Source organism: Neisseria sp. HMSC064E01 (assembly GCF_001808875.1).
GTDB classification, from domain to species: Bacteria; Pseudomonadota; Gammaproteobacteria; order Burkholderiales; family Neisseriaceae; genus Neisseria; species Neisseria sicca_A.
The window spans coordinates 1-597 of record NZ_KV794926.1; the positions used below are offsets into that span (position 1 = coordinate 1).

Sequence of the window (597 nt, forward strand, 5' to 3'; positions counted from 1 at the left end):
GTTACCGTGATGGAAGAAGTAACCAACCAATTCGGGGAAACCGTGAAACGCGGACGGTTTGTATTAATCAATTAAATCAGGAGCTTTAACTATGAACATTGAATATACAAAGACAACTTTTGAGACCCGTCAAAAGTTACTGAAAGAGGAAGAGGACAAATGCAGCGAACTGACCGCCCAAATTGAAGCGGCAGAAGCGGGCGTTACAGAAGCGCAGGCGGTTATCAATGAATTTGCGGGGCTACGAAACAGACGTAAAGGCATATTTGCCAATTTATTAAAAATGGGCAAACCCACAAACAGCGAAGAAGCCAAAGGGCTTGATTCAGAGATTGCCGCCAAACGCGAAGAGGCAGACCGCGCCGCCGATATGCTGGAAGCGCAAAAAGAACTATTGGAAAGCCTTTTTAATGAACGCCTCCAACATCTGAACCGCATTTCAGAGCTTCGCAATTTACTGGCTGTTTCCCGTTATGAGATGTTTATCATCGACATAGAAGAAACCCACTTGCCCGAATATTTGGAAGCCGCGCGCGCCTATGCCAATGCCGCCGCGAAATTGGTAGGAATCGGTAAAGCCGCCGTTGAAATGAAAAC

1 protein-coding gene is annotated in these 597 nt (G+C 46.4%); it reads left to right on the plus strand.

Going from position 1 to position 597, the window contains the following annotated elements; genetic code table 11:
* Positions 1 to 91 precede the first annotated feature (91 nt).
* Positions 92 to 597: hypothetical protein (locus HMPREF2572_RS05365; protein ID WP_070496592.1), on the plus strand; the 506-nt coding region annotated here is incomplete at its 3' end.